Source organism: Bradyrhizobium genosp. P (assembly GCF_049949265.1).
Taxonomy (GTDB): domain Bacteria; phylum Pseudomonadota; class Alphaproteobacteria; order Rhizobiales; family Xanthobacteraceae; genus Bradyrhizobium.
The window spans coordinates 3,153,039-3,172,921 of the sequence record NZ_CP188195.1; the positions used below are offsets into that span (position 1 = coordinate 3,153,039).

Here is a 19,883-nt window from a genome sequence, read left to right on the forward strand (position 1 = left end):
ATGGCGATTGTCGCATTTCGCCTGGTAAAATAAGCAGAGGAAACCTCCGATCATGACCGCCAGACCAGAATTGCCGGAGCGCACGCCGCGCGGAGAGGGCGTTCCGACAGCGCTCGATGGTCTGCTGGTGGTCGATTTTACCCGCGTCGTAGCAGGCCCCGCCTGCACGCAGACGCTGGCAGATTTCGGCGCCGACGTCATCAAGATCGAAAATCCGGACGGCGGCGACGACACGCGCGCCTACGAGCACGCGGAAATTGGTGGCGAGAGCGCCGCGTTCCTGAGCTTGAATCGAAACAAGCGCGGTATTGCGCTGGATTTCAACAACCCGGCGGCGCTCGACGTGGCGCGCGAGTTGATCGCCAAGGCCGACGTCGTGGTGGAGAATTTTTCCGGCGGCGTGATGAGGAAGTTCGGCCTCGACTACGCGTCGGTCGCACCAGGCAACCCGCGCTTGATCTATTGTTCGATCTCGGCCTATGGCCGCAGAGGCGATTTTGCATTGCGTCCCGGCTTCGATCCGATCACGCAGGCCGAAAGCGGTTTCATGTCGCTCAACGGCTTTCCGGATGGTGAACCGGTGCGTACCGGTCCACCGATTGTCGACATGGCAACGGGCATGTCGGCTTGTAACGCTATCCTGCTGGCGTTGATTGCGCGTGATCGCCTCGGCCGCGGTCAGCAGGTCGAGGTCGCGCTGATCGACACGGCGGTGGCGATGACCGGATTCTACGGCATGGCCTATTTGATCAACGGCAACAATCCGGGCCGTTTCGGCAATTCGCCAAACGGGTCGCCGACCGTAGGCGTCTACCGGGCATCGGATGGGCCGCTCTACATGGCTTGCGCCAATGATCGCCTGTATCGCCGGCTCGTGACCGACGTGCTGGAGCGACCCGATCTGGTCACGGACCCCGAATTCGCTCACCGCAAGGCACGGACTGCCAACAAGGAGAAGCTGCGCGCCATTATCGCCAGCGTGTTTGCGAGCGACACACTCGATAACTGGATGGCGAAGATGAAGAAGGCCAATATTCCGGTCGGTTATCTGCGCACGGTCGAGGAGGGCTTCAATGCGCCTGAGGTGCGCAATCGCGACCGCCTCAGCAGGATCCCTCATCCGACCGCGGGCTCGGTTCCAAACATCGAGTCGCCGGTCAATATGAGTTTGACTCCGACGATCAATCCAGTTGCCGCGCCGTTGCTTGGCCAGCATACCAGAGACGTGTTGCGCAAGACGCTCGGCTACGACGACCGGCGCATCGCGGCTTTGGCCGAGGCGGGCGCTTTCGGCAAGGCAGCAACGACCAGTTAGCCCTGCCGCACGGGCCCGATCAGGCGCTTTAACCACCATTCATTGCCGGGCAACCGACGCCGGCGAGCAGGCAATCGCCCGCCGATACTGGCGCGCGCCGGCCCGATGTCACGGGTCGGGCGGCGCGTGCCAATCGTTTCTATGCCGAAATAGGGCCGTTTCGGTGCTCAGTTCGGCTTGCTGCGCAGGTTGTTCCTTGGCATACTTTCAACTTCCTCGGGCTCCGCCCGATCGATTTCGAGGCGTGCCATCCGGAGTATCAAGGTTGCGGTCGTCAGGCCGAGACGTTCGGCCTCCTGGGCTGCAGTATCGACCTTCTGAGCCAAGCCTTCGCGTTTACCTGGGTATGCCATTCCTGATCCTCACTTACGGTGCGAGATGAAAAATCCAACTTGTGTTGCAGAGCTGCAGAAGAAGCTCGGAGCTCCGTCGAGCGAAACAATCGAAAGCCTGCGACTGTTGAAGGCCTTCCTTCGGCTAGCGCCCGACCAGCGCGGCGAAGTGATCGAACTGGTCGAACGTTTGGCGGCTCAACCGCCAGATAGTCCCTCGTTGTCCTGAAGGGCTTGACGTTCCCCTTGGCTATTAATTGCTGATTGGCCTGGCCGGCGGCTGCGTCGCGATCACGTAGACGGCGCCACCTTCGAGCGCCTCCGATTGATGACGGGTGCCGGCCGGCAACATGATGGTGTCGCCGGCGCCGACGATGCGCTCCCCGTCATCCCAGATGAAATTCAGACGGCCGCTGATGATCATCAGAATTTCGTCCACCGGGTGGGTGTGGAACTGATGCACCTTGCCCGCGGCGTCATGCTGCAGCTCCACGGAACCCTGCGCGGGAAGCAGGTTCAGAATCGCCGGATCGATGGCAAATTCGGTCTTCGTGCTTGCGATGATCCGGGTCATGCTGCCTGCTCCTTGTTCTCGATGGATGGTGTCTTGTTCTGTGCGAGCTTGGCGAAGGGGCAGCCTCCGCCGGTGTTATTGTCGTCGTGCAGAAAGTACTGCAGATATTCGCGCCCGTCGGCTGCGCCATAGCGGCCAAGCGACGGCGAGGGGCTCGCGCTGTCGTAGGGGATGAGACGCTTGCGCACCTCGGCGAAGGCGGCGTTGGCCGTCTTCTCGGTCCCGAGGATCTTCTCGAACACCCAACGCGGCTGGAAGGTCAGCATGAAGGCGCTGGATCGACGGCTCTGCCGCATGACGTGCGCAGGCGTCGTGCACACCACGAAGATCGGCTCGCCCGCGAACGAGAACTCCCACATCGGATGATCGATCTGCTCGGGAATTTCGGCAGGCCATGGATTTTTATCCAGACATGCGAGCTGGTCGAGCGTCATCCACATCTTGCGATAATAGGCATCGAGCGTTTGCACCGGACGAGGCCGCGTGAACACGATCAACGAGGTGTTGGGGCCAAACGAGCGCGCCTGCGAAACATATTGTGCGAGCTGTTCGCCGAGGACGGCGACATCGTACGGATCAAGGAAGAGATAGCGCAGCTGATCCTGGCGATGCCCCGTCACTCCGAATACGCAAGGAAACGGTCTCGCCTCGCTGCTCATCTGCGCTTCGAATTCGGAGAACATCACGCTTTGCCAGCTGCTCACCGGATAGTTCGACGCAACTTCGTCTTTTCTCAAAAACAAGCGCTCCATAATACCCCCTTCACCCTTAATGAGACTAACGAGCAATTAACTTGCTCCTCATCAGCAACGGCCCGGCGATGCCCGGCAGTGACATGAGCAGCAGAATGGCAATCAAGGCACTGTAGCCGGCATCGCCGATGACAGCCGCGTTGTGCACGGCGTCGGTTCCTGAGACCTGGCTGGCGGCGAGCATGGCGAAGCCGATGACGGGCTGCGAAGCGCCGGCGAAGATTCCCGCGGCGGTGGTGTTCACCGAAGCGCCAACTCCGATGAGGTCAGCGGTGTAAAGCTTTTTGACAGATTTCAGCACCAGCGGAACGGTGCCGCCGGCGACGAGACCCAACGCCGTAAACACGACGGTGACATAGACAAAGCCGAGGGCGTGCGCGACCGGGGGCAGCAGCATCGCGATCAGAACCATGCGCAGCAAACAGATGCGGACCAGCGCGCTGTCGAGCGCAGTGGCGGCGCGGTCGGCGACGTGTCCGAGGAACACCGAGCCAAGTGCGTTGCCGATCATGAAAGCGAGCAGGGGCGTGCCCGCGGTCGTCGGTGAGATGTGGAAGAAATGCGCCACCATCGGAATGCCCCACACGCCTGATAGCGTCGTGACAACTGCGAAGTGCGACGCAAACGTCATCGCGCAACCCCAGTTCGCGGCATGAGCCAACGACTGCCATGCAGCCGTGGCGACGCCCTTGAGCGTCTTGCTGCTGTGCGAGACTGGATCAGGCTTGAGCGCAAGTTTGGCGAAAGCGAGGTTGGCGAGGCCGATGCAGGCGATGAACAGAAAGCAGGCCCGCCAGCCAAAGCCAGAGACTGCAGCGGCGAGCGGCGTGGTCGCGATGACGCCTCCGACGTAACCGGAGACCTGTGAAATGCCCGACATTACGCCGAACCGCTCGTCAGAGAAGCTTTGCGCGACGAGTTTGAGGAGCGCGGTGAAGACCAGTGCGTCGCCGCAGGCGACGACGAGACGGGCTGCAAAGACGTCCAGCAAATTCGGCGCCAGCGCAAATGCCGCGCTGCCAAGCGAAGAGGCGATCATGCTGGCCAGCACGACGCGCTTGACGCCGTAGCGGTCGACCAGAAGGCCCGCCGGAATCTGCATCAAAGTGTAGCCCCAGAAGTAGCTGGAGGCGAGCATCGCAACACCGGCCGCGTCGGTGTTGAAGTCGTGCATGAAGCTCAGGCTCACCGATTGCGGTGATACGCGCTGCAGGAAGGCGATCGCGTATGCAATGGCGACCGCCGCCCATGCCAGGTAGGCACGATCGGTCAGACGCGACGTGGGGGCGTATACGGCTTGTTGTCCAAACGTCGACATCACACCCTCGCGTAGCCAACCGAGAAAACGGCATCTGCTGAATTCGGGATCTTGCGCGACATCGCCACATCGACGAGCGATGCGGCGCCATGATAGGTCTGCCGATGGTGCTTTATGTGGCCATAGGCGCCGCGCATGATCATGTCGGGCAGCTCGAGCGGCTTGCCCGGATAGAGCGACGCGCACATTTCGACACAGGCCGCCTGCAATCCGGGGTCCTGCATGTCGTCGAGCAGCGACGGCGTCACCTTTTCACATATCTTGGCGTTGGCGGCCCACACGATGGGATTGCGGGTCCGCCAACCGTAGAGCACGCTGCCTTCAATTCTTTCGGCAGCGCCCGAGCGTTTCAGGACTTCGGTGGTGAAGAAGCCGTAGAGGCCGCGGCCCTGATGCGCCGGCAGCACCTCGGTGCCGCTGCGATAAATCGCAAGCCCGGCCGACATTTGCAGCACACGATAGACCGAAAATGCCACGAGACCGGAGCCGTCATAGACCAGGACGAGACTGTATTTCCTGTCGAATGGCGAGGAGGCGGCCGTCCAGTGCGGTTCGGCGGCTTGCCAGTTGACGGCAATGATGCCGTTCATGGCGTCCATCAGAGGCTGACGGTCAGCGTCCTGGATTTGGGATGCGTCGGGAAAGCTATAGATCGCGTAGTCCGTCCACGACGATTTGATCGCCTGATATCGGCTGCCCAGATGTCGCGACATGGCAGAACTCCCGTATTCCACCGCGAGCTATACAGGGGAGCCTCGAATGGCTTAAAGGACAATATGCCCTCGAAATCTGCCAAGTCCCGGCCCGAGCCGCCCGACAAGACCGCCATGCGACGGATCGCGATCGTCGCCTTTCCGGGCGTGACCTTGCTCGACATCTCGGGGCCGGCGCAGGTGTTTGCGGAGTTGGAGGCGATCGAGCTGTCCGGGCCGGGCTATTCGCTGTCCTATCTCTCGGCCTCGGGCGGGCTAGTGACGACCGATGTCGGCATGATGGTCGACACCGCCTCGATCGACAGTGTCGGGCCTGGCGAGATCGATACGCTGGTGATCCCCGGTGGGCCGGGCATCTGGAAGATCCGCAATGACGCGAAACTGATGAACTGGATTGCGCAGGCGCTGCCGAAGTCGCGCCGTGTCGCGTCGGTATGCCTCGGGGCATTCGCGTTGGCATGGACCGGCATTTTGGACGGCAGGCGTGCTGCGACGCACTGGCGCTATTGTCCGCGGCTGCAGGACAGTTTCCCCAAAATCCGTGTCGAGCCGAATGCGATCTTCGTCAAGGACGGACGGGTCTGGTCGTCGGCTGGAGTCAGCGCCGGCATCGACCTGGCGCTCGCCATGATCGAGGAGGATTTCGGTCACACCACCGCACTCGATGTTGCACGCAGGTTGGTGGTGTTCCTGAAGCGGCCGGGCGGACAGAGCCAATTCTCGACCGTCCTTGCGGCGCAGGCATCGGATGTCGAGGGGCGCTTCAGCGAGCTGCATGCGTGGATCATCGAGAACATCGCCAGCGACCTCAAGGTAGAGACGCTGGCGGAAAAGGCCGGAATGACGCCGCGCACATTCGCCCGCACCTATGTCAGTCGCACCGGTATGACGCCCGCGAGCGGCGTCGAGGCATTGCGCGTCGAGACCGCGCGGTTGCTGCTCGAGAGCCGACAGATTGGCGGCGTGGTCGAGGTGGCCAAACGTGCAGGCTTCGGGGATGACGAGCGGATGCGCCGCGCTTTCCTGCGGCACCTCGGCGTCTCCCCAACGGAATACCGAAACCGGTTTTCGGGCAGGTAGAGCGATGCCCGCCGCATGGCACGAGTTGCCGAAATCCTGGCACTGATGCCGATCCATCCCGCACGCGAATAGCAGACCTTCGAAGACGGATTCAATCGTTCAAGGCGGTAGCTTTTCCAGTTTGTCTGCGGCTAATGTGCCGGCCAAAATCGGGAGAGAAACAGCATGAGCGACGGGACCCCCCTTCAACCGACGCGCAATGTCGAACTCGGCGCCAGCGGCGAGGAATATCAGAATCTGCATGAATTCGTGCGCAAGGCCCGCGCCAAGCTGAACCAGAATGCCTGGGACTATATCGTCGGCGCCTCCGAGACCGAGACCACGATGCGCCGCAACAGAATGGCTCTGGACGAGATCGCTTTCCGGCCGCGCGTGTTGCGCAACGTCGCCCGTGTCGATGCCTCCACCGAAGTGTTCGGGCGCAAACTCCGGATTCCCGTGATGATTGCCCCCGTCGGCGCGCTCGAAATCTTCGATCCCGAGGCTGGCGGCGCCGTCGCGCGTGGCGTCGAAAGGTTCGGTGCGGCGCACATGCTGAGCTCGGTCTCGGAGCCCGGGCTGGAAGCCACCGCGAAGGCCGCGCCTGACGCGCTGCGTATCTATCAGCTCTACGTGCGCGGCGACGATGCTTTCGTCGAGGGCGTCGTGAGCCGCACCATCGCCAATGGCTATGCCGCATTCTGCCTGACCGTCGACACCGCCCACTATAGTCGCCGTGAGCGCGACATCGCCAAGCGCTACGTCCGCGAAAGCCGCATTCGCGCCACCGGGGGTGATTTCCAGAAGGGTCTGGAGTGGCGGACGGTGAAGTTGATCAAGGACAAGTTCAAAATTCCGCTCGTCATCAAGGGTATCGCCACCGCCGAAGATGCGAAGATCGCCGTCGATCACGGGGTCGACTGGATCTACGTGTCGAACCATGGCGGCCGGCAACTCGACCACGGCCGCGGCTCGATGCACGTATTGCCCGAGATCGTTCAGGCCGTCGCCGGCCGCGCCAAGATCATGGTCGACGGATCGTTCTACCGAGGCACCGACATCGTCAAGGCGATCATTTCGGGAGCCGATCTGGTCGGCATCGGCCGGCTGCAGTGCTGGGCGCTCGCGGCCGCGGGCGAGGCTGGCATTGTGCGCATGCTTGAATTGCTGGAGGACGAGGTGATCCGCTGCCTCGGGCTACTCGGCGCCACCAGTTTTGCAGAACTGGACAAGTCCTATCTGCATCCGGCGATGCCGACCAATCTGCCGGGCGTGTTCAGCGCCTTCCCGCTTCTCGACATCGAACCGTACCGTTACTGAGTCACAGCGCGGGCCGTGCAAATCGACTTTGCAAGCGTGATCGCGGTCGTCGAGAGCTCGATCGCGCCTGCCGTATCATTCTGTGATGTCCATGAAGACGCCGCGGCACCGTCAAAGTCTGAGCGAAATGCCGCAATAGTCGAAGCGAATGGCAGATAATCCGTTCGCTGAATTTTCCCTCGAGAGAGCTATTGGTCTGCGCTGGACGCTGCGGGATATCCAGGCTGGTCGACTTAAATTGTCACCGGTCAGCGACGAGGATCTGGATGTCCTCACGGTGCTCGGTCTGATCGAATTGGATGATGACGGGCCGGTGCTGACGCCGGCTGGGACCGCGGTACTGAGCGGGTAGTCCGAGGTCTAGCGCGCCTTCAGGAAGCTCTCGCCGGAATTGCAGGGCGTGCACTGATAGGTCAGCACATCATAAACATGGTCACGCGGCTCGATCACCGCGAGCCGCATCTGCGAACCGCACTTCATGCACGGCATTTCAATGCTGGTCTTGAACCGGGTGCAGGTCGGCGTCGGACGGAAAGTGTGCAGCATCGTATCCCCATGTCCCCAAGAGAGACGCAAACGCCACCAACTCAAGACCGAATCACTATGCCACAGTGCTGACATGATTGGAATCCGGGCGGTAACGGGGACGGGAGGTTCCCGTTTGGGTAAATTTTCCTCGACGGGTTAGGGCGGCCGATCGCCATCGTGGCTGGCGATCCGGCGCTGACGTGATCGCAATATGTGCTAACGTTACGGGAAGCAAAATTCAGGGGGGCGAAAAATGATCGAGCCGAAGCTTGAAGTTCCTGCCGAACTCCGCGACCTTGCGGAAAAGACCATCGACCAGGCCGAGAGGGCGTTCGGCATGTTCTTCGATGCCGCCAGCAAGTCGATGACGGCGATGCCGGGTACCGGAACGGATATCTCCAAACAGGCGCTGTCGTTCACCGAGCAGAACATGAAGGCCGCATTCGAGCATGCGCGAAAGCTGGTGCATGCGACCGATCTGCAGGAGGCGATGCGGATTCAGTCGGAATTCCTCCGCAGCCAGTTCACCAATGCCGGCGAACATATGCGGCAGATCACCGGAAACGTGATGGCTGCCACGAAGGACGCGACAAAAGGCAAATTCTAGGCAGCGCTTCTCTTAGAGTAATCTCGTCGCCTTGGCGTTCAGCGTCGGCGGGCAACGGCTACGCCAAGCAGGAAGGCGACGAACAGGCTGGCGAGTGGTGCTTCGCGCGTGACCGCGCTCACGGTAGCGAGTGCTCCGCCTGGCCGGCGCGAGGCGGCGATTGCGCTACTCAGCCGATCGACAGCGGCTCGCAGTCCGTCCGATACGTCGGTGATGGTACGTGAAACGTCGGTCGCCGCATCGATCGCTCGCTCGCCGAGGCTGGGTTGCAGCGGGGATTCGGGTGATTCGAAACTCATATGATTTTGCCGCGGTTGCACCGAAGGTCGTCGGAAGTGGGCCGCCACCTTTGGCTATCTGCGACAGGCGCCGTTTTGAACGGCGGGTGACGGCCACATTCATCCAATGCCGGTGCCGCGGATTGGTTCCGCGAACATACCGCGCTTTCAGCGCGGGGGACCGGAAACTTCCGGGCAAGTCGGCGCTTGGTTCAGCGAAGGACAATTACAGCGCAGGCCTATGCCATGACGAATGTTCACACGATGAAAGAGAGAAAACGGCACGGCGGCACGCCACTCGTGGTGGCCGCGGTAGTGGCGATCCTCGGTGTTTTGGGCATGTTGATCGTCGACCACGGTCCCTGGAATAAGCCTAAGGTGCAGACAGCCGACACAGCCAATTATTCGACGACCGGCGAGGCCGCGCGTGCAGTTGGTGCAACGGTGATGCCGACCGAACCCAAGGCGCCGATTGAACCCGTTCCGCCTGGCCCAAAGCCGGTTCAACCGGCGAGCCCAAGCTCGCCGTAACGGATTTCGTTGGATTGTCGGACGATCACACGGTTGCGGACCGGGCTCAGCGCGAAGCACGCGGCGCCTGGGACTTCAAATGAGCCGCAAAACAAAATTTGACTCGTCGGGCAAATCAGCGGCACAGCGCCATCATCGCGAACGTTGAGAGGCGGTCAGCGCATGCTGACGAACATGCCCCAGGCTGCTGACAGCCCGGCTGCGACCACAACCAGGAACGGACTGTCACAGAACAAGCCGCCATACTCGCACATGGTGGTGCCGAGCGAACCGGCCTGATGATGACCCGCGGCATAGAACAGGCCCGACAGGACCGCGAGCACGGTAGCAACGAAATACATCGACGCCTCCTTGCGATGCGAGTACGGCGCAGGCCAATCCGACCAACGCCAGTCAAAACCGTCTTGATGTCGATCCGAATGATTTGCTCTCCGCCCGCTTGACGCGTCGGGCAAATCAGCGGCACGCTGACATCATCCCGACAAGCATACGGTGGTTAGGTGTGGAATCGGCAGCATGATTGCCGTGCGTCCGCCGATTTTCGATCAAGGCAGTTTCTTGCTGTCGAAGCGGATGCGTAGCATTTTAAAAGTTTCGTTCAGTTTACAAAAGGTTTGACACGTCGGGCAACTCACCCGCATAATGCCACCATCGAAATTGTTGAGGCCCGCGCGGAGAAATCCGCGGCGGGCTTTTTCTATGCCGCTTTGCCAATCGGACGGCGGCCGCACGTCACGACGCCGCACCTCCCCACGCCCGTCGCCTGAGCGTCGGAAGCGCGCCGCCGTCCGAACCCCTTGAATCGAATATAGATTGGCCGGTGCGCGCGAACGCGCCGGCCCGCGGCGAGGCGAAAGCCGGCGCCGCACGCGGCCCCTGTCGTCAGGGATAAGGTTCGCGCCCAAAGATCGCAGCAATTGCGCGATCTGCCGCACGTTTAATTCCACGGCCCGCGCCGCGCGTTGCCGGCCGATCAACGAGGCCTTGAATGACTGCCTATCTGATATCGCTCGCGCTCGCGGGCCTGTTAGCCATTGCCCTTTGGGAGGCCCTTGCGTGAGCGCGGAGATCATTCAACTCATTCCGCGGCCGCAGCCGCGTCATGACCGCGAACAGACGGATTTTCCGACGATCGCATTCCGCTCCGCCGTTGCCTATCCCGACACGGATTACGGTGACACGGCTCCGTGCGAGTACCTCCCGTCAGACTGGCAGGAGAAGTAGGTGGCGAAGTCGATCACCCAGCTACGCGCAGATTTCCAGCACCTGAGGCGTTGGAGGAAAAGCGTCGAGCAAGCCCAAAGCTACACCTTCAAGGCCGTCATCACCATCATCGCTACCGGTTTTGTAGGCGCCGTGTGGCTGGGACTCAAGGCGACGCTCGGAAAGTGACGCTGTTCGGGTCGCGAAAGTTCGCGATCTATCAGATCCGAGAAGTTGATGGCCGCGATGACGAGATTGCGGACACGCTTTGCGATCTTCATCGACTGACGTTCTTTGACGGGGCGCGTATTCCTGACTTCGAGCAGGGCCATTGGTGGATGGCTTTTCATCAAGCAGAGCCCATTGCCTTCGCGGGAGTCGTCGCCTCAACTCATGCCGCCAACGCAGGATACTTCTGTCGCGTCGGCGTGTTGGCTCAGCACTGTGGTCGCGGCCTGCAGTTGCGACTGACGCGTGCGCTGGAGGCGCGATCCCGGCGGAATGGCTGGAGTGCCATTGTTTCTGACAGCACCGACAACGTTTTCTCCGCGAACAACTTCATCCGTGGAGGATACCGACTTTATCAGCCCGAATCGCCCTGGGCGTGGCCCCATACGCTCTATTGGCGAAAGGATCTGAGAGCACCAAGAGCCGACTGATCTTATGCGAACGGCGCCAACGGCTCGACATGTCGGAATACGCAAAACGCCCGGTGGCCGATGGCCCCCGGGCATTTTGCATTTTCAAACTCAATCTTCACTCACCGACGCCTCGCCACGCTCGCCGCTTGGTTGGAGGACCGCGGCTCCCGAGGCACAATATTAGGCGGAAAGCTGTGCGAGGGCGCCTTGATCCTCGGTGATCCATCGATAGACTGCCTAGCGGTTCGATCCGATCCCCGATAAAGGGACGAACGAAGGGAACCGTCAATGGCTGGGGACGGCCGCAGGTCTGATGCTAGCACGCCGCCAGGGTCGGGCTCCGGCCGCAGCTTGATCATGGTCGCACGGGCAAAGGAGCTCATTCCCGTGCTGCGTGAACGGGCACCCAGGACCGAGGAGTTGAGACGATTGCCGATCGAAACGGAGCGGGATCTTCACGACAGGGGCCTGTTCCGGATACTGCAGCCCAGGCGCGTTGGCGGAAGCGAACTCGACTATGTCGCTCTAGTCGATTGTGCCGATGCGCTCGGTCAAGGTGATGCTTCCGTTGGGTGGAATTTTGCCAATCTCGCCAGCCATCACTGGATGCTCGGTATGTTCGCGCCCGAGGCGCAGAGTACCGTGTGGGGCAATGATCCCGACACGCTGATCGCATCGTCTTTCGTTTTTCCGGCCGGTCGCGCCAGGAAGGTGGACAGAGGATACGTACTGAATGGTCATTGGCCGTTCTCGTCCGGAGTGGAAGCATGCGATTGGAATATGCTCGCCAGCATCGTCGCGTCCGATGATGAAGCCGATGGCGTCGAGTACCGGCTGTTTCTGTTGAACAGGCGAGACTACAGCATCGACGATACGTGGAATGCGACCGGCCTGCGCGGAACGGGATCAAACGATGTTCGGGTGATGGAGGCATTTGTTCCCGAGCATATGACTGTTCCAGTTGGAGACCTGACGGGCGGTCCAACGCCTGGCAGCGTTGCTAATCCGAATGCGCTCTACGCGCTTCCTGTGTTCTCGTTGTTTCCATACGTGCTGTCGGGTGTTGGGCTGGGGAATGCCCAAGCTTGTCTTGACGATTACGTCGAAATCGCACGACATCGCGCCTCGACGTACAACAGGGCCAAGATCGGTGACTTGCAGAGTACACAGATCAAGATCGCGGAAGCGTCCGCGAAGATAGATGCAGCTCGTCTTATCATGCGAACCAACTGCATCGAGATGCTCGCTCAAGTTCGGCGTGGTCATATTCCGAATATCGCGGCCAAGACGAAGTTGCGCCGCGATGGCGCCTTCTCGGTGAACCTGTGCACCGAAGCAGTGTCCCTTCTGTTCACGGCGAGCGGAGCCCGCAGCCTGTTCACCTCTGGAGCCCTGCAACGGCAGTTCCGCGACGCGCACGCAGTGAATTCGCACCTCGCATTCAATTTCGACGCGGCGGGGACTAACTATGGACGGGTCGCGCTAGGGCTGCCATCCGAGAATCTGACGCTCTGAGGCCAGTGGATGTCTGACGCACCCAAACATCCGGTGGATCCAGCCAACGAGCTCGCAAGTGACAATTCGGCGATCGATCCCCGTGATTTCAGAAGCGCGCTAGGCTCATTTGCGACCGGTGTCACCGTTGTCACGGCGATGTCGGCCGAAGGAAAGCCGTACGGAGTGACGTGTAATTCCTTCGCATCGGTGTCTCTCAATCCGCCGCTCGTGCTGTGGAGCCTCGGGATGTTCTCGCAAGGGCTCACGATCTTCCAGAACGCCAGCCATTTCACGGTGAACGTCCTTGGTGCATCGCAGCAGATACTGGCAACGCAATTTGCAAGGTCTTCGGGGGACAAGTTCGCCGGCGTGAACTGGGCGCCCGGCCTCGGAAATGCCCCGGTACTCGGCGACGTGGTCGCCAGCTTTCAATGCCGGGCTGCCAACCGCTATTATGGTGGCGACCACGTCATTTTCCTTGGAGCAGTGGAGGCCTACGCCTACAACCGACAAGAGCCTCTCCTGTTCGCGCGCGGGAGCTTTGGCCGATTTCTTGCTGGTGATGGTGACGAAGCATCATGAACCGAAGGACACCAGCGAAACAAACCCGCGCCAAGCAACGGCGATTATCGGCTGATGACCGCCGCAGCGAGTTTGTGGCCAAGGCGACCGAACTTTTCGCGGAAGAAGGATTTGCCGGCGGCACCAGAGCACTTGCGCGCAAGCTCGGTGTCACGCAGCCGCTGCTTTACCGTTACTTTCCCAGCAAGGACGACCTCGTCAAGGAGGTCTACCGCAAGGTATATCTTGGTCCGCTTGAGACTGGTTGGGAGACGTCGCTATCCGATCGTTCCCGTCCGCTGCGCGTGCGGCTACAGGAATTTTATCAGGTCTATACGGACACAATTTTCACTCGCAAATGGCTCCGAATCTACCTTTATTCAGGTTTAAAAGGCCTCGACATCAATCGTTGGTACGTCGGCATGGTCAAGGACAAGATCCTGACCAGCATCATAAAAGAGTGCCGCCACGAAGCGGGCCTTGTGATGCAGAGCAGGCCAAGTGCGGCTGAGCTGGAGCTGGCTTGGGTGTTTCACGGCGGCATCTTTTACTACGGCGTGCGGAAGTACATTTATGAAGCGCCAGTTCTCGAGGACAAGGCGCAGATGATAGGCGACGCGCTGGATATCTTTCTGGCGGGATTTGAACGGATAGCCGAAGGCTCCGCCGATCGCCAACGAGCGTCGATCAAGGTCGTTGGTTGAGTGGCTCCTTCGCCATCTCGCCACGATACCAATCTCCAATCTCACTCGCCGTCATCAGCGCCACGCCGTCATGGCCGATGACATAGTCGAGCAGCGCCTCCAGATACTTGATTCGGTGGGGCACTCCCGTGATGTAGGGGTGTACCGAGATTGCCATGATCCGGGCGTTTTCCGCGCCCTCAAGATAGAGCCGGTCGAACTGATCGGTGCAGCGCTTCAAGAATTGTTCCGACGGAAGGTGCTGCAGAGCATGAATGACGATGTCGTTGGTTTCGACGGAATAGGGTATCGTCGTGATGGTTCCATACGGTGTTGCGATGTCCTGCGGAAGATCATCGATCACCCAGTCTGCCAGATATTCGATCCCGTTGAGACGCAAGAGGTCGAGGGTTTCTTCCGTCTCCGTCAAGCCCGGGCTCTCCCACGACCGCGGCGGCTTGCCGGTGAATCTCGCGATAGTATCGACTGAGCGCTTGATGGCATCGGCTTGGTCTTCAACCTTGTGCATCGGCCCTTGAATGAATCCATGCCCCATGAATTCGAAACCTGCCTCGAGCGCCGCGGCAGCCACACGTGGATAGGAACTGCAGACATTGGCATTTATGGCTAGCGTTACGGGTATCTTCCGGTCGGTAAGTGCCTTGAACTGTCGCCAAAAGCCAGCGCGCATCCCGTATTCATGCCAGGACCAGTTCGGGACGTCGGGTAGCAGAGGTGCGCCCATCGGTGGACTAAGAACGGTACGTGGCATGGCATTCTCGATGCGCCACTCCTCGACGTTGAGGATTACCCATACCGCGAGCTTCTTGCCCGGGGGCAATGCGAGTTTCGGTCGATCGACCTGAGCTTGATAGGGAATGCGATCAGTGAAAGCCACCTTGGGATCTCCTTGATCACGTCGACGATCCGGCAGCGCCGGCATTGACCCGCGGCAAAACCTTCTCGGCCATCAGGATCATCGATTGGCGGCCGAGTTCGCGATCCTTCCAGTCCTTGCCGGCATAAAGCAGCGTTCCGAACGCGCCGACCTCCTCCTGGAACGACAGCAGCTGGTCGGCCACACTCTCGGCCGTACCGTAGATGACGAGCTTGTCGCAGATCGACTCCAGCGTGATCTCCGAGTCCGGCTGCTCCCGTCGCGTCTTGAACAGCTCAAGCCGGCCGCTACGCTTCAGCTTGGTGAACAGCTGGTGATAGTAGTACACGTAAGGTCCGTTCGCGGCTGTGGCGTAGGCCTTCGCCGTCGCCTCGTCCTTGGCAACGAATACGCTTTTGGCGACCCGCCAATTGGCGGTGTCAACTGTGCGATTCACGCGCTCGCAGCCTTCGACATATTTGGGCCAATGGCTCTTCACCCAGGCGGGCATCAGGAAGTTTGCCGAGATCGGATCCCAGCCGCGCGCAGCTGCTTCCGTGACGCCCTTTGAGAACGGCGCGACCGCGGTCACGATGATGGGAGGGTGCGGGGTTTGCAAGGGACGGGCGACAAATCCCTGGCCGATGTCTTCGATCAACGTCTTCCTGACCGAGATATCCCAATACTTGCCGTGCAACTCGTAGGGCGGCTTACTCGCCCAGATATCCAGCACCTGATTGATCGCCTCCAGGAACATCGCATTGCGGTCCGCGTCGAGATTGCCGAAGATCTCTGCGTCAGAGAGCAATCCGCCGGGGCTGATGCCGAGGATGAAGCGGCCATCGAGCATGTGGTCAAGCATCGCGATAGACGCGGCAACCGCGGCTGGATGCGTGTTCGGCATGTTGATCGTGCCGGTTCCAAGCCTGATCTGCTTGGTGGCAGCCGCAATCCAGGCGATGAAAGCGATGCTGGAGGTGATGTTCTCGGCCTTGTCGGTGACATGCTCGCCGACATAGGCCTCGCTGAAGCCGAGCTCATCGGCGAGTACGAACGCCTCACGATCCTCCCGGAGCGACTGCCGCCAATCCTTCTCGATAGGATGGATCGGCATCGTAAAGAATCCGAGCTTCATGATTGGCTGCTCCCCGCGGGCAGACTTTTCTGTTGGTGAGGAACCTGCGTCCTTCGCGCCACGAAGACAAGCCCCGGCCGAGCAAATAATCACTTGATAAACAAGCTTGACCTTTAGAAAGGGCCGCCCTCTAATCCGGCAAAGCGAAGCTTGGGCCAGGGAGGCCACGCCCATATGAAAGCCGCGGCTTTCGCCTACGCACGCGCGACCAGCGTCATGAATGCGCTGGAATTGCTTGCCGTGCATGGCGACAAGGCGAAGGTGCTGTCGGGCGGCCAGAGCCTGATGCCGGCGATGAATCTCCGGCTCATATCTCCAGACATTTTGATCGATATATGCGACCTCGCCGAGTTGCGCGGCATCGCGGTGAATGGAAATATGCTCGTTGTTGGCGCATTGACCCGCCACGTTGACCTGCAGAGGTCGGCGGATGTTGCGGTGTGCGCGCCGTTGTTGCGTGACGCCACTACCCATGTCGCGCATCCCGCAATTCGCAATCGTGGCACGATTGGCGGAAGCTCGGCCCATGCCGATCCCGCATCGGAGCTGCCGGCCTGTATGGTCGCGCTTGACGCGACCATTATCGTCCGCGGTCTCGATGGGGAGCGCAGGATCGCCGCGGCTGAATTTTTCAAGGGCATATACGAAACGGCGCTGTCGCCGCAGGAATTGCTCGTTGCAATCGAATTGCCAGTTGCCCCTGCGGGCTCGACCCACTTCTTTCAGGAGTTTGCACGGCGGCACGGTGACTACGCCATCGTCGGTCTTGCAGCTCGGGCGGTTGTCAAGGATGGCACGTTCGCAGATCTTCGCCTCGGCTTCTTTGCGGTCGGCGATCGGCCTCTGCTCGCCGCGGCTGCCGGCAAGCTGATCAACGTGCTCGTTACCCCTGCTTTACTCGCTGAAGCCGCGGCTGCGCTGGTTGAAGAACTCGATCCTCACGAAGATCAGCAGGCGTCGCCGGCCATGCGCCGACACATGGCAAAGGTCTTGCTGCTGCGCTGCGTGGCCGCGCTTCTTGCGCGCCCCGAACTCGACACGGGAGCCGTCGGGTGATCGCACCGTTGCCGGTCTCGCTTCTGGTAAACGGCGAACCCGTCGATGCCTTTGTACTGCCGCGGCTCAATCTCGCCGATTTCCTCCGTGAAAATCTGAAGCTCACCGGAACGCATGTCGGCTGCGAGCATGGAGTCTGCGGTGCATGCACAGTCCGTATCAATGGCGAGATCGTTCGTTCGTGTTTGATGCTGGCGGTGCAAGCGCAAGGCGCGTCCGTTGAGACGATCGAAGGGCTTTCTGACAGCGGCGAGATTGCCGATCTTCAGGCGGCATTTCGCGAGCGCAACGCGTTGCAGTGTGGTTACTGCACACCTGGAATGCTCCTGACGGCACAAGATTTGCTAAAACAATCGCCTGCGCCTGATCGCGAAGCGATTCGGGAGCATCTTTCGGGCAACTATTGTCGTTGCACCGGCTATCAGGCCATCGTCGATGCCGTGGAGGCGACGGCGAGGGCGCGCGCGAGGCGATCGTCATGACTCCGATTCGTCCGGCCGCGGATCGGCTCTCGGTGCTCGATCGTCCGAATTCCTACATCGGCAAGACGGTGCCGCGGCCGAATCTCGACCGGCTGCTGCAGGGCCGCGGACAATATGTCAGCGATCTCGAATTGCCGCGCATGGCGCACGTGGTTTTTCTGCGATCGCCATACGCCCACGCCAGAATCGTGGCGATCGATGCCGACGCGGCGAAGCGTATGCCGGGCGTGATTTCCGTGGTTACCGGCCGCGAACTTGAAGCGGTCGTCACGCCTTGGGTCGGTGTGCTCTCGCATTTGAAGGGATTAAAGTCGGCGCCGCAGCGTGCGATCGCGATTGACCGGGCTTGCTGGCAGGGCGAGGCGGTTGCCGCGGTCGTGGCAACTAGCCGAGCAGCCGCTGAAGACGCGATGGAACGCATTGGTGTCGACTACGAAGAACTCGATGCGGTCACCGACATGTCTACCGCGCTCGATCCGTCGACACCGGTCATTCACGCTTCGCTCGGAGACAACCTTGCTTTTGAGCGGAGTCACAATGCGGGCAATGTCGACCAGTCATTCTCTGCGGCCGATGCTGTGGTCGAAGCTGAATTTGTCTTCGGACGTCACACCGGCGTGACGCTCGAACCGCGAGCGGTTGTTGCCGAGTGGAATGCAGCTGAGGCCCGACTCACGATCTACCAGGGCACGCAGGCGCCTCACATGGTGCAGAACATTGCGGCCCTGCACTTGGGGTTGAAGGAATCGCAGGTTCGCGTGGTCTGCAAGGATGTCGGCGGCTCCTTCGGCATCAAGGTTCATATTTATGCCGATGAGATGGCGACCTATGCGCTGTCCAAGCTGCTGCGACGACCTGTCAAATTCGTCGCCGACCGCGTCGAGAGCTTCAACACCGACATTCACGCCCGCGATCATCGCTGCAAGGGCCGGGTAGCGGTCAAGCGGGACGGTACGATCACAGCCTTCGAGATTGACGATTTGACGGGGATCGGTCCTTATTCGATGTATCCCCGGACCAGTGCCATCGAGGCAAATCAGGTAGTCAATCTCGTCGGCGGCCCGTATGTCGCGGAGAACTATCGAGCGCGAACCCGGGTTGTCTTCCAGAATAAGAACGTCATGTGCCAGTACCGGGCGGTCGGACATCCGATTGCCTGTTCGGTAACCGAAGGTTTGGTCGATTTGGCGGCCGCGAAGATCGGCATGGATCCGGTCGAAATCCGCCGTCGCAACCTGATTGCTGACGACGCTTATCCTTGCGCATCGCCCTCCGGCATGAGGTTCGAGCGGCTGTCGCATCACGCCTCACTGGCGAAGTTGCTTCGGATGATGAACTATGACGTTCTCCGCGCCGAGCAGGCAGCCTCGCGCGCCCGGAACGTTCACCGGGGTATCGGCATCGCGAGCTTCATCGAAGTGACCAATCCGAGCGCCGCATTTTACGGCGTTGGCGGCGCAAGGATTTCGTCACAGGACGGCGTTGCAATTCGGCTCGATGCGCAGGGCTCGGTGATCTGCCAGACTAGCATCACAGAGCAAGGACAAGGGTCGGAATCGCTTACCGCTCAGATCGTAGGCAGTGTGCTTGGCGTTTCAATGGAGCGCGTCCGCGTCATACTCGGGGATACCGACAATACGCCCTATGGCGGCGGCACATGGGCCTCTCGCGGCGCTGGCATTGGCGGCGAAGCCGCGCTGCAGGCTGCCAAGATCCTGCGCAGCAACATCCTGGATGTCGCCGCGGCTATCCTGCAATCGGCGCCGGCCGAGCTCGATATCGTCAGCGACAGCATTGTGAACGCCAGTGATGGCACGCAGCGGATTGAACTGAGCGAGTTGGCGCGGATCGTTTATTTCCGACCGGATACACTCCCGCCGGGCATCCAGTCTGAATTGATGGCGACCCGACATTTCGTTCCGCGGCAATATCCCTTTGCCTTTACCAACGGTGTTCAGGCCTCATGGCTCGAAGTCGATACCGACACCGGGTTCATCAAGCTGCTGAAGCACTGGGTGGTCGAAGATTGCGGCACGATCATCAATCCGCAACTGGTCGATGAGCAGATCCGGGGCGGGGTGGTGCAGGGGCTCGGCGCGGCGCTTTTTGAGAAGTGCATCTATGACGAGCGCGGTCAGCTCACCAACGCCAACATGGCGGACTACCTCGTTCCGATGTCCGGAGAGATGCCCGATATCGAGGTCGGTCACGTGGTGACGCCGACGCTGGAAACGGAGCTGGGAGCCAAGGGGGCGGGCGAGGCGGGCACGGCCGGTGCGGCCGCCGCGGTGGCCAATGCTGTTAATGACGCGCTCCGGCCTTTCGGCGCTATAATTACCGAGATTCCGCTCACGCCTCAGGTTATCCTGACGGCTCTGAGACGAATCTAAGCTGGAGACGTCCGGGCGAGGATAAATATAA

26 protein-coding genes are annotated in these 19,883 nt (G+C 60.6%); 16 read left to right on the forward strand and 10 right to left on the reverse strand.

The window, feature by feature from the left end:
• The first annotated feature begins 52 nt into the window (after positions 1-52).
• Positions 53-1,315, forward strand: coding sequence for a CaiB/BaiF CoA transferase family protein (locus ACP2YO_RS15160; protein ID WP_426441554.1), 1,263 nt, complete (start codon positions 53-55; stop codon positions 1,313-1,315).
• A 167-nt stretch (positions 1,316-1,482) separates the two neighbouring features.
• Here the strand turns inward: ACP2YO_RS15160 and ACP2YO_RS15165 are convergent, their stop codons facing one another.
• On the reverse strand, positions 1,483-1,668 hold the full coding sequence (locus tag ACP2YO_RS15165; protein WP_016847356.1) for a hypothetical protein: 186 nt from the start codon (positions 1,666-1,668) through the stop codon (positions 1,483-1,485).
• A 25-nt stretch (positions 1,669-1,693) separates the two neighbouring features.
• On the opposite strand from ACP2YO_RS15165, the gene ACP2YO_RS15170 reads away from it, so the two are divergent.
• Positions 1,694-1,876, forward strand: coding sequence for a hypothetical protein (locus ACP2YO_RS15170; protein ID WP_426441555.1), 183 nt, complete (start codon positions 1,694-1,696; stop codon positions 1,874-1,876).
• Positions 1,877-1,900: 24 nt separating this feature from the next.
• Here the strand turns inward: ACP2YO_RS15170 and ACP2YO_RS15175 are convergent, their stop codons facing one another.
• The 4 genes from ACP2YO_RS15175 to ACP2YO_RS15190 are packed head-to-tail and all read right to left on the reverse strand — an operon-like array spanning position 1,901 to position 5,004.
• On the reverse strand, positions 1,901-2,221 hold the full coding sequence (locus ACP2YO_RS15175; protein WP_426441556.1) for a cupin domain-containing protein: 321 nt from the start codon (positions 2,219-2,221) through the stop codon (positions 1,901-1,903).
• Entirely contained in the window at positions 2,218-2,958 is a 741-nt protein-coding gene (locus ACP2YO_RS15180) for a YqcI/YcgG family protein (RefSeq protein ID WP_426441557.1), read from the reverse strand. The genes ACP2YO_RS15175 and ACP2YO_RS15180 overlap by 4 nt, the downstream gene beginning before the upstream one ends.
• Positions 2,959-2,998: 40 nt before the next feature.
• Complete coding sequence (locus ACP2YO_RS15185; RefSeq protein WP_426441558.1) at positions 2,999-4,291, reverse strand: MFS transporter; 1,293 nt, start codon at positions 4,289-4,291, stop codon at positions 2,999-3,001.
• Positions 4,291-5,004, reverse strand: a complete 714-nt coding sequence (locus tag ACP2YO_RS15190) for a hypothetical protein (RefSeq protein ID WP_426441559.1) — start codon at positions 5,002-5,004, stop codon at positions 4,291-4,293. Before ACP2YO_RS15190 ends, ACP2YO_RS15185 begins: the two co-directional genes overlap by 1 nt.
• 63 nt (positions 5,005-5,067) lie before the next feature.
• Here ACP2YO_RS15190 and ACP2YO_RS15195 point away from each other — a divergent pair, with 63 nt between their 5' ends.
• The 3 genes from ACP2YO_RS15195 (at position 5,068) to ACP2YO_RS15205 (ending at position 7,735) form a co-directional block, all read left to right on the forward strand.
• Entirely contained in the window at positions 5,068-6,084 is a 1,017-nt protein-coding gene (locus ACP2YO_RS15195) for a GlxA family transcriptional regulator (RefSeq protein ID WP_426441560.1), read from the forward strand.
• A 165-nt stretch (positions 6,085-6,249) separates the two neighbouring features.
• Positions 6,250-7,383, forward strand: coding sequence for an alpha-hydroxy acid oxidase (locus tag ACP2YO_RS15200; protein WP_426441561.1), 1,134 nt, complete (start codon positions 6,250-6,252; stop codon positions 7,381-7,383).
• Positions 7,384-7,531: 148 nt separating this feature from the next.
• Positions 7,532-7,735: a hypothetical protein gene (locus ACP2YO_RS15205; RefSeq protein ID WP_426441562.1), complete on the forward strand. Its 204-nt coding sequence runs from the start codon at positions 7,532-7,534 to the stop codon at positions 7,733-7,735.
• Between the two features lie 8 nt (positions 7,736-7,743).
• Here ACP2YO_RS15205 and ACP2YO_RS15210 read toward each other — a convergent pair whose 3' ends face one another.
• On the reverse strand, positions 7,744-7,929 hold the full coding sequence (locus tag ACP2YO_RS15210; RefSeq protein ID WP_426441563.1) for a hypothetical protein: 186 nt from the start codon (positions 7,927-7,929) through the stop codon (positions 7,744-7,746).
• 235 nt (positions 7,930-8,164) lie between these two features.
• Here ACP2YO_RS15210 and ACP2YO_RS15215 point away from each other — a divergent pair, with 235 nt between their 5' ends.
• Positions 8,165-8,518 carry a phasin gene (locus ACP2YO_RS15215; RefSeq protein WP_426441564.1) on the forward strand — a complete coding sequence of 118 codons (354 nt, stop codon included), beginning with the start codon at positions 8,165-8,167 and terminating at the stop codon, positions 8,516-8,518.
• Positions 8,519-8,556: 38 nt separating this feature from the next.
• Here the strand turns inward: ACP2YO_RS15215 and ACP2YO_RS15220 are convergent, their stop codons facing one another.
• Positions 8,557-8,817, reverse strand: coding sequence for a hypothetical protein (locus tag ACP2YO_RS15220; protein WP_426441565.1), 261 nt, complete (start codon positions 8,815-8,817; stop codon positions 8,557-8,559).
• A gap of 186 nt (positions 8,818-9,003) precedes the next feature.
• On the opposite strand from ACP2YO_RS15220, the gene ACP2YO_RS15225 reads away from it, so the two are divergent.
• Positions 9,004-9,327 carry a hypothetical protein gene (locus tag ACP2YO_RS15225; RefSeq protein WP_426441566.1) on the forward strand — a complete coding sequence of 108 codons (324 nt, stop codon included), beginning with the start codon at positions 9,004-9,006 and terminating at the stop codon, positions 9,325-9,327.
• 155 nt (positions 9,328-9,482) lie between these two features.
• Here ACP2YO_RS15225 and ACP2YO_RS15230 read toward each other — a convergent pair whose 3' ends face one another.
• On the reverse strand, positions 9,483-9,668 hold the full coding sequence (locus ACP2YO_RS15230; RefSeq protein WP_426441567.1) for a hypothetical protein: 186 nt from the start codon (positions 9,666-9,668) through the stop codon (positions 9,483-9,485).
• A 715-nt stretch (positions 9,669-10,383) separates the two neighbouring features.
• On the opposite strand from ACP2YO_RS15230, the gene ACP2YO_RS15235 reads away from it, so the two are divergent.
• From ACP2YO_RS15235 to ACP2YO_RS15260, 6 genes are all read left to right on the forward strand, one after another.
• Complete coding sequence (locus tag ACP2YO_RS15235; protein ID WP_426441568.1) at positions 10,384-10,551, forward strand: hypothetical protein; 168 nt, start codon at positions 10,384-10,386, stop codon at positions 10,549-10,551.
• The gene (locus ACP2YO_RS15240; RefSeq protein ID WP_426443555.1) at positions 10,552-10,719 is read left to right on the forward strand and encodes a hypothetical protein; all 168 of its coding nucleotides are present in this window, start codon (positions 10,552-10,554) and stop codon (positions 10,717-10,719) included. It begins immediately after the preceding gene.
• A 26-nt stretch (positions 10,720-10,745) separates the two neighbouring features.
• A complete protein-coding gene (locus tag ACP2YO_RS15245; RefSeq protein ID WP_426443198.1) occupies positions 10,746-11,189 on the forward strand; it encodes a GNAT family N-acetyltransferase in 444 nt (147 codons plus the stop codon).
• Positions 11,190-11,528: 339 nt separating this feature from the next.
• Positions 11,529-12,686, forward strand: a complete 1,158-nt coding sequence (locus tag ACP2YO_RS15250; RefSeq protein WP_426441569.1) for an acyl-CoA dehydrogenase family protein — start codon at positions 11,529-11,531, stop codon at positions 12,684-12,686.
• 9 nt (positions 12,687-12,695) lie between these two features.
• A complete protein-coding gene (locus ACP2YO_RS15255; RefSeq protein ID WP_426441570.1) occupies positions 12,696-13,250 on the forward strand; it encodes a flavin reductase family protein in 555 nt (184 codons plus the stop codon).
• A complete protein-coding gene (locus ACP2YO_RS15260) occupies positions 13,247-13,933 on the forward strand; it encodes a TetR/AcrR family transcriptional regulator (protein WP_426441571.1) in 687 nt (228 codons plus the stop codon). The genes ACP2YO_RS15255 and ACP2YO_RS15260 overlap by 4 nt, the downstream gene beginning before the upstream one ends.
• Here ACP2YO_RS15260 and ACP2YO_RS15265 read toward each other — a convergent pair.
• Both ACP2YO_RS15265 and ACP2YO_RS15270 read right to left on the reverse strand, forming a co-directional pair.
• On the reverse strand, positions 13,917-14,810 hold the full coding sequence (locus ACP2YO_RS15265; RefSeq protein ID WP_426443199.1) for a polysaccharide deacetylase family protein: 894 nt from the start codon (positions 14,808-14,810) through the stop codon (positions 13,917-13,919). The genes ACP2YO_RS15260 and ACP2YO_RS15265 overlap by 17 nt on opposite strands.
• 16 nt (positions 14,811-14,826) lie before the next feature.
• The gene (locus tag ACP2YO_RS15270; RefSeq protein ID WP_426441572.1) at positions 14,827-15,924 is read right to left on the reverse strand and encodes an LLM class flavin-dependent oxidoreductase; all 1,098 of its coding nucleotides are present in this window, start codon (positions 15,922-15,924) and stop codon (positions 14,827-14,829) included.
• Positions 15,925-16,140: 216 nt separating this feature from the next.
• On the opposite strand from ACP2YO_RS15270, the gene ACP2YO_RS15275 reads away from it, so the two are divergent.
• The 3 genes from ACP2YO_RS15275 to ACP2YO_RS15285 are packed head-to-tail and all read left to right on the forward strand — an operon-like array spanning position 16,141 to position 19,852.
• Positions 16,141-16,980 (forward strand): FAD binding domain-containing protein, encoded by an 840-nt coding sequence (locus ACP2YO_RS15275; protein ID WP_426441573.1) that lies wholly within the window; start codon positions 16,141-16,143, stop codon positions 16,978-16,980.
• Positions 16,977-17,462 carry a (2Fe-2S)-binding protein gene (locus ACP2YO_RS15280; RefSeq protein ID WP_426441574.1) on the forward strand — a complete coding sequence of 162 codons (486 nt, stop codon included), beginning with the start codon at positions 16,977-16,979 and terminating at the stop codon, positions 17,460-17,462. Before ACP2YO_RS15275 ends, ACP2YO_RS15280 begins: the two co-directional genes overlap by 4 nt.
• On the forward strand, positions 17,459-19,852 hold the full coding sequence (locus ACP2YO_RS15285) for a xanthine dehydrogenase family protein molybdopterin-binding subunit (protein WP_426441575.1): 2,394 nt from the start codon (positions 17,459-17,461) through the stop codon (positions 19,850-19,852). The genes ACP2YO_RS15280 and ACP2YO_RS15285 overlap by 4 nt, the downstream gene beginning before the upstream one ends.
• Positions 19,853-19,883: the final 31 nt, after the last annotated feature.

Excerpts from the sequence above, each read along its gene's own strand:
- ACP2YO_RS15160 (WP_426441554.1), top strand. The coding sequence starts at position 53 with ATGACCGCCAGACCAGAATTGCCGGAGCGCACGCCGCGCGGAGAGGGC.
- ACP2YO_RS15165 (WP_016847356.1), bottom strand. The coding sequence starts at position 1,668 with ATGGCATACCCAGGTAAACGCGAAGGCTTGGCTCAGAAGGTCGATACT.
- ACP2YO_RS15170 (WP_426441555.1), top strand. The coding sequence starts at position 1,694 with ATGAAAAATCCAACTTGTGTTGCAGAGCTGCAGAAGAAGCTCGGAGCT.
- ACP2YO_RS15175 (WP_426441556.1), bottom strand. The coding sequence starts at position 2,221 with ATGACCCGGATCATCGCAAGCACGAAGACCGAATTTGCCATCGATCCG.
- ACP2YO_RS15185 (WP_426441558.1), bottom strand. The coding sequence starts at position 4,291 with ATGTCGACGTTTGGACAACAAGCCGTATACGCCCCCACGTCGCGTCTG.
- ACP2YO_RS15190 (WP_426441559.1), bottom strand. The coding sequence starts at position 5,004 with ATGTCGCGACATCTGGGCAGCCGATATCAGGCGATCAAATCGTCGTGG.
- ACP2YO_RS15195 (WP_426441560.1), top strand. The coding sequence starts at position 5,068 with ATGCCCTCGAAATCTGCCAAGTCCCGGCCCGAGCCGCCCGACAAGACC.
- ACP2YO_RS15200 (WP_426441561.1), top strand. The coding sequence starts at position 6,250 with ATGAGCGACGGGACCCCCCTTCAACCGACGCGCAATGTCGAACTCGGC.
- ACP2YO_RS15205 (WP_426441562.1), top strand. The coding sequence starts at position 7,532 with ATGGCAGATAATCCGTTCGCTGAATTTTCCCTCGAGAGAGCTATTGGT.
- ACP2YO_RS15210 (WP_426441563.1), bottom strand. The coding sequence starts at position 7,929 with ATGCTGCACACTTTCCGTCCGACGCCGACCTGCACCCGGTTCAAGACC.
- ACP2YO_RS15215 (WP_426441564.1), top strand. The coding sequence starts at position 8,165 with ATGATCGAGCCGAAGCTTGAAGTTCCTGCCGAACTCCGCGACCTTGCG.
- ACP2YO_RS15220 (WP_426441565.1), bottom strand. The coding sequence starts at position 8,817 with ATGAGTTTCGAATCACCCGAATCCCCGCTGCAACCCAGCCTCGGCGAG.
- ACP2YO_RS15230 (WP_426441567.1), bottom strand. The coding sequence starts at position 9,668 with ATGTATTTCGTTGCTACCGTGCTCGCGGTCCTGTCGGGCCTGTTCTAT.
- ACP2YO_RS15250 (WP_426441569.1), top strand. The coding sequence starts at position 11,529 with ATGGTCGCACGGGCAAAGGAGCTCATTCCCGTGCTGCGTGAACGGGCA.
- ACP2YO_RS15255 (WP_426441570.1), top strand. The coding sequence starts at position 12,696 with ATGTCTGACGCACCCAAACATCCGGTGGATCCAGCCAACGAGCTCGCA.
- ACP2YO_RS15260 (WP_426441571.1), top strand. The coding sequence starts at position 13,247 with ATGAACCGAAGGACACCAGCGAAACAAACCCGCGCCAAGCAACGGCGA.
- ACP2YO_RS15270 (WP_426441572.1), bottom strand. The coding sequence starts at position 15,924 with ATGAAGCTCGGATTCTTTACGATGCCGATCCATCCTATCGAGAAGGAT.
- ACP2YO_RS15275 (WP_426441573.1), top strand. The coding sequence starts at position 16,141 with ATGAATGCGCTGGAATTGCTTGCCGTGCATGGCGACAAGGCGAAGGTG.
- ACP2YO_RS15285 (WP_426441575.1), top strand. The coding sequence starts at position 17,459 with ATGACTCCGATTCGTCCGGCCGCGGATCGGCTCTCGGTGCTCGATCGT.